The following is a 319-nucleotide window of genomic DNA, read 5'->3' on the forward strand; positions in this document are numbered from 1 at the left end:
TGATCGACTTCCTGCCGTCGAACAACACCGACGGCGTGCCGGAGTGGCCAAGCTTCGACGATATCGGCCGGGTCGACATGTCCCTGGACACCCTGATCCCCGACAATCCGAACAAGCCCTATGACATGAAGGAATTGATCCTGAAGGTCGTGGACGAGGGGGACTTCTTCGAGATCTCCGAGACCTTCGCCAAGAACATCGTCACCGGCTTCGGCCGCATCGCCGGCCGCACGGTGGGCTTTGTCGCCAACCAGCCGATGGTGCTCGCCGGCGTGCTCGACAGCGACGCCTCGCGCAAGGCCGCGCGCTTCGTCCGCTT

At 63.3% G+C, this 319-nt stretch carries 1 protein-coding gene; it reads left to right on the forward strand.

Going from position 1 to position 319, the window contains the following annotated elements; all coding sequences use genetic code 11:
• Positions 1-319, forward strand: a 319-nt coding sequence (locus AC5ZG1_RS44900) for a carboxyl transferase domain-containing protein (protein WP_496136639.1), incomplete at both ends; no start/stop codon positions are given.

Source organism: Bradyrhizobium sp. Leo78 (assembly GCF_059512425.1).